The 5,780-nt window shown below is 71.7% G+C and carries 5 protein-coding genes; 1 reads left to right on the forward strand and 4 read right to left on the reverse strand.

All coding sequences use genetic code 11. The annotated features are described in order from the left end of the window. Positions 1-1,467, reverse strand: a 1,467-nt coding sequence (locus G6019_RS07825) for an ATP-dependent helicase (RefSeq protein WP_182627350.1), incomplete at its 3' end; no start/stop codon positions are given. Positions 1,468-1,553: 86 nt separating this feature from the next. On the opposite strand from G6019_RS07825, the gene G6019_RS07830 reads away from it, so the two are divergent. Further along, entirely contained in the window at positions 1,554-1,847 is a 294-nt protein-coding gene (locus G6019_RS07830; protein WP_107755963.1) for a mycoredoxin, read from the forward strand. A 13-nt stretch (positions 1,848-1,860) separates the two neighbouring features. Here G6019_RS07830 and nudC read toward each other — a convergent pair whose 3' ends face one another. The 3 genes from nudC to G6019_RS07845 all read right to left on the reverse strand — a co-directional run. After that, positions 1,861-2,778, reverse strand: coding sequence for an NAD(+) diphosphatase (gene nudC, locus G6019_RS07835; RefSeq protein ID WP_107755962.1), 918 nt, complete (start codon positions 2,776-2,778; stop codon positions 1,861-1,863). 98 nt (positions 2,779-2,876) lie between these two features. Next, on the reverse strand, positions 2,877-3,956 hold the full coding sequence (locus tag G6019_RS07840) for a potassium channel family protein (protein WP_107755961.1): 1,080 nt from the start codon (positions 3,954-3,956) through the stop codon (positions 2,877-2,879). A gap of 62 nt (positions 3,957-4,018) precedes the next feature. Beyond that, positions 4,019-5,780, reverse strand: a 1,762-nt coding sequence (locus tag G6019_RS07845; protein ID WP_182627352.1) for a 3'-5' exonuclease, incomplete at its 5' end; no start/stop codon positions are given.

The following is a 5,780-nucleotide window of genomic DNA, read 5'->3' on the forward strand; positions in this document are numbered from 1 at the left end:
GACCACCGGCAGGAGCCCGGGGCGGTCCCCCGTGGTGGCGATCTCCTCCACCAGTCCCATCAGCGCGGTGAGGGACTCCCACTTCTCCCTGGCCTGGGCGCCCGACGGCTCGGCCGCCGTGAGACCCAACGGCTCCAGGGCCGCCCGGATCACGCGGACGACGTCGGAGGGATCGGTGAGCGCGGAGTACTCCCCGGCCGCCGACTCGTCCGAGCCGTCGACCAGTCTGTCGATCGCCGCCATCGCACGCCTGACCACCGTCCGGTCGAAGAATCCCTCGCCCCCCTTGAGCCGGTAGCCGATCCCCACCTCGTCCAGCGCGGCCTCGATGCGCTCCGACTGCGCGTTGACCCGGTAGAGCACCGCGATCTCCGCGGGGTCGAGTCCACCGTGGACCAGGTCGGCGATCGCCCCCGCCACGGCCTCGGCCTCCGCGTCCTCGTCCGCGTACTCGGTGAGCACGGGCTCGGGCCCTGGCGGTCGCATCCCCCGGAGAGTGAGCCCGGCCGCCCGGAAACGCCCCGAGCCGGACCCGATCACGGCGTTGGCGAGCTCGACGACCTGCGGCGTGGACCGGTAGTCCGACTCCAGCCGCACGACGGTCGCCTCCGGGTAGCGCTCTTCGAACCCGAGCAGGTAGTCCGGGTCCGCGCCGGCGAAGGAGTAGATGGTCTGGTTGACGTCACCCACCACGGTGAGGTCGTCGCGTCGGCCCAGCCAGGCCGATAGCAGGCGCTGCTGGGCGGGGGTGACGTCCTGGAACTCGTCCACCACGAAGCACCGGTAGCGGTCCCGGAACTCCTCGGCGATCGCCGGGACCTCCTCCACGAGGTCCGCCATGTGCCCCAGCAGGTCGTCGAAATCGAGCATGCGGACCGGGCCCGAGACCTTGAGGTCCTCGTAGGCGCGGAACGCCCGCGCCACCTCCGGGGCGGGGGCCGGGAGGTCACGCCCGAGCGCGATCGCACGCTCGGCGTACGTGTCGGGGGTGAGCAGACTGGACTTGGCCCAGCCGATCTCGGTGAGGACGTCCCGGATCGTCTCCGTCGAGGGATCCAGCCCCACCCGGCGGACGGCCTGGGCGACCGCCCGGAACTGCCCGTCGAGCAGCTGCCAGGGCTCCTCTCCGTAGACCCGGGGCCAGAAGTAGGACAGATTGCGCAGCGCCGCCGAGTGGAAGGTCCTCGCCTGGACCGGGCCCGTCCCGGCCTCCGCGACGCCCAGTCCGGCGAGCCGCATGCGTAGTTCGCCCGCCGCACGGGCGGTGAAGGTGACGGCGAGGACCTGGTCCCCCCGCACGTGACCGGTGGTCACCAGGTGGGCGATGCGGCGGGTGATGGTGCGCGTCTTGCCGGTGCCCGCGCCGGCGAGGATGCAGACGGGGCCGCGGGGGGCCAGGACGGCCCGCCGCTGCTGGGGGTCCAGTCCGTCGAGGGCCGACTCCCTGTCACGTCGCACGTCTTCCACGCCCCCATGGTGGCATCCTGCCCCGACACCGGCGCCTCGGGCCTGCCCCGGGAAGATTCCACCGTCGTCGGACGTTGAACCCCGTCATGAGCGAACCGAGGAACGACAGCGATCTCACGGCCGGCGGCGCGGAGGCCCTGACCCTCTACACCACCTCCTGGTGCCCCTTCTGCACCCGACTCAAGAAGCTGCTGGACGAGAAGGCGATCGGGTACGTCGAGATCGACGTCGACGCCGACCCCGACGCCGCGGCGTTCGTGGAGAGCGTCAACGGGGGCAACCGCGTCGTCCCCACCGCCCTGTACTCGGACGGCACCACCGCCACCAACCCCCCGGCCTCTCAGGTCAGGGCCAAGCTCGCCGAGCTCGCGGGCGCCTGACCCGCCGGGCACCTCACCCGCCGTCCACCGCCGCCGCCCACGACCGGAGCATCACGTGGGCGATCGACACCGGCGGCGCCACCCTCAGCGTGCCCCGGCCGTCGAGCGCTGCGCGGACGTCGTCGACGTCGAACCAGGCGGCCTCGCTGATCTCCTCGTCCTCGAGGACGATCGGCGCGTCCGGGTCGCCGATGGCGTGGAATCCCACCATCAGCGAGCGCGGGAACGGCCAGGGTTGACTGCCGAGGTAGCGGACGCGGTCCACGGCCACGCCGACCTCTTCCTGCACCTCGCGAACCACGCATCCCTCCAGCGACTCCCCCGCCTCCACGAATCCCGCGACGTGGGAGTACATCCCCGTCGGCCAGACCGGCTGGCGGGCGAGGAGTACCCGACGGCCCCCGTCGTGGACCAGGCAGATCACGGCCGGGTCCGTGCGGGGGTACTCGGGCCCGCCGTGGAAGGGGTCCTCGATCGCCCAGCCCGCGTCCACTCGGCGCGGATGGTGCTGCGGTCCCCGGCCCCGCACGGTGTCCCGGTGCCACCCGAGCAGCGCGAGGGCCTGTGATGCCAGCGCCCCGTCTCCGTCCACGAGGTCCGCTCCGGACGACCGGAGGGTCGTCACCGACGGATCGTCGGGGAGCTCATCCTCCGGCATCGCCCAGAGGTGGCGACCCTCCTCCGTGAGCCCGAGGAACACCGCGGTCTCGGGCATCCGGTCCGCGTGGTCCATCGCGGGCTCCAGCCGGAGGCGTCGACGGCCACCCGCCACGGGATCGGTGGCGAACCGATCACGGCGATCGATCCGCACCACCCGCGCGGTGGCCCACCCCCGCGCCAGACCGTCGGCGTCCTGGCGCAGGTGCGCGGCCCGGTCGGGGGCGGCGACGGACAGGACGGGGTCGGAGTCGAGGCTGAAGTCCAGCGGCATGGTCGGGTTCCTTCTCGCGGATCATGGGAGGCGGTCAGCGTATCCGGAGACCTTCCCGCCGGCCCGGGTCACCCGGGCCGACCGCCCCGGTGCCGGAATCAGCTTGCGACCATCCTGATGTAGAGCAGGCGGTCGCCGGTCTCCAGCGCATCGGCCTGCGGTTCGTTGACCTTGATCAACTGGCCCTTGCGGACGACCCCCAGAACGAGTTCGGCGAGGTGTCGCGGGGACCCGCCGACCTCGGACTCCTCGACCCGTCGTTCGGCGATGGAGAAACCCTCGTCCGGCGTCAGCAGGTCCTCCATCATCCCCACGACGGTCGGGGTGATGGTCGCCAGTCCGAGCAGCCGGCCAGCCGTCTCGGCGGAGACCACCACGGAGTCGGCACCGGACTGTTTCAGCAGATGCTTGTTGTCGGACTCGCGGACGGTGGCGACGATCTTCGCGTTGGGTGCGAGCTCTCGGGCGGTCAGCGTGACCAGCACCGCCGTGTCATCGGAGTTGGTCGCCACCACCACGGACGCGGCGCGCGTCACGCCCGCGAGCTTGAGGACGTCCGACCGGGTGGCCGAGCCCTGGACCGTGACCAGACCGCGCGCGGCCGCCGACTTGAGCGCCTGGGGGTCGGTGTCGACGACGACGATGTCGTCGGGAGCGGTGTCGTCGGCGAGCATCGCCGCGACGGCGGACCTGCCCTTGGTTCCGTAGCCGACGACGACGGTGTGGTTACGCACGAGGTTCCTCCAGCGCTGGATCCTGAGGGCCTGACGGGACTGCTCGGTGAGCACCGACAGGGTGGTACCGACGAGCAGGATCAGGAAGAGCACGCGCAGCGGCGTGATCAGGATGGCGTTGAGCAGCCGCGCCTGCTGGGTGATCGGGGAAATGTCTCCGTAGCCCGTTGTCGAGAGGGAGACCGTGGCGTAGTAGAAGGCGTCGACGACCGTGATCCTGCCGTCGGCGCCTCCGCCGCCCTCGTACCCCTCCTGATCGAAGTACACCACGAGTGCCGCCAACGTCAGCGTGAGCACGGCCATCAGCACGCGCTTGCCGATCAGTCGCCAGGGGCTCTCGGCATTGGCGGGGATGCTCACCACGCCCACGAGGATGTGGTCGGGGCTCTCGTCCAGTGGGTCGCTGCTGCGGGAACGGGACGCGAGTGGGCGCTTCCTCACCATCAGCAGCTCCGTTCCGGGACGAGACCACCGTCGTTCATCGGGGTCACCCGGACCATCGTGGCCTATCGGCCCCTGTCGGACAACAACCGCCCTCTCCCGGGGCCGGTGGACAGCAGTTGCCGCAGTTCCTCCGCATCGGGCAGAGCGTCCGGTTCAACGGTCCTCCCGACGCGGACGTAGTGGAAGGCGGCCCGGACCCTGTCGAGCTCGACCGGTCGACCGAGCCTGGCCGAGACGATCCTGGCCCAGGCGTAACGGTAGACCGCCAACTGGAGCGAGACGGCCGGCATCTCTCCCGGACCCGGCACCCGCCCGGTTTTCCAGTCCACGACGATCCACTCGTCCCCGTCCGCGAACACCGCGTCCATCCGGCCGCGCAGCAGGTGACCCCCGAGGCCCACCTCGAAGGGCACCTCCACTGCCTCGGGGGTCAGCCGTGACCACCTCGACGCCTCGAACGCCCTCTTCAGCGCCGCGAGGTCCGCCTCCGACACGCCGTCGACCGCCCCGTGGTCCCCTGCTCCGGGGAGGTCGTCGATGTCGAGCAGGTGGGTGGCTCCGAATCGGTGCTCCACCCACTGGTGGAACCGCGTTCCCCGGCGGGCGAAACGGTCGGGCCGGAACGGCACCGGTCGGCGCAGCCGGTCGGCGTACGCATCCGGATCGGTCGCCATGGCCACGACCTCCCCCGCCGTCAACCGGCGCGGTAGGACCACTCTGTCGCTCTGGTCGGCGGCCCGGCGCGCATCCGCGAGCAGCGGCGCCGCAGTGAGGTGCCAGAGCCGGGCGGGTCCGTGGTCGGGAGCCGGGTCGACCTCGGGATCCACGGGACGGGCCTGCGACACCGCGTCCGCCGCCGTCCTGCGATCGTTCACCGACGCACGTGGCCAGGTGGCCTCGACCACCGTCGCGGTGGCCGGGTTGGTGGCCGACGGCGTGACGACGAGAGGGTCCACCATCCCGAGGGATTCGGGTCCCCGGCAGAACTCGAGGACCTCGTCGAGTAACTCCGACGGGCCACGGGGTGTGGAGCCACTGCCGTGCCAGTGGGAGGCCGAGAGCAGAAGGGAGTGTTCCGCCCGGGTGACGGCCACGTAGAACAGGCGTCGGTCCTCGTCGAGCGACCGCTTCTTGACGCGGTCGATGTGGGCCTTGAGCGTGGCCTCCAGTCGTTTGCGGTCCCCGATTCCGTCGAACCGGGGCACCGGCACGCCTCCGGGGTTGTCCTCGCCCTCGCGGTCCCCGCGGAGGTACTCGGGCAGGTGGGTGGCCGCTCGAACCGAGGTCTGGGGCGCGCGGTCGGAGGGGAATATCCCCACGGACAGGTGGGGCACGGCGACGATCTCCCATTCCAACCCCTTGGCCGAGTGCACGGTGAGGATCTGTACCCGTCCCGGAACGGAGGCGACCTCGCCCCGTGCGAGCCCGCCGTCCACCGTGCGTGCCAGATCGAGGTGTGCCAGGAAGGCGTCCAGACCCTGACCGCGGTCGGCCCCGAATCCCGCGGCCACCTCCTGCAGCTCATCGAGCTGCTCTCGTGCCTCTCCCCCGCCGGTGCGCTCCCGGAGGCGCACCTCGGCGTCCAGACCCAGCGCCTGTTCCGCGGCGGCGACGAGTCTGGCAGGGGGAGCGGATGACCGCGCTCGAAGCCCGGCGATGATCCGCGAGAGCCCGGTGATGCGGGCCAGGCCGTCTGGGCTGTAGTCGCCCTCGGGGCCCGGGTCGGCCAGCGCGTCCGCGAGTCCCGCGGCATCGGTCTCCTCGCCGCGGGCGATGGCGTCCAGTGCGTCCTCGAGTTCGCGGACGGAGGACAGTGCTCCTCCG

It is taken from the genome of Dietzia sp. DQ12-76 (assembly GCF_014145045.1).
In the GTDB taxonomy this organism is placed as follows: Bacteria; Actinomycetota; Actinomycetes; order Mycobacteriales; family Mycobacteriaceae; genus Dietzia.

Coding starts and splice junctions, on each gene's coding strand:
- G6019_RS07830 (WP_107755963.1), top strand. CDS start 1,554: ATGAGCGAACCGAGGAACGACAGCGATCTCACGGCCGGCGGCGCGGAG.
- nudC (WP_107755962.1), bottom strand. CDS start 2,778: ATGCCGCTGGACTTCAGCCTCGACTCCGACCCCGTCCTGTCCGTCGCC.
- G6019_RS07840 (WP_107755961.1), bottom strand. CDS start 3,956: ATGGTGAGGAAGCGCCCACTCGCGTCCCGTTCCCGCAGCAGCGACCCA.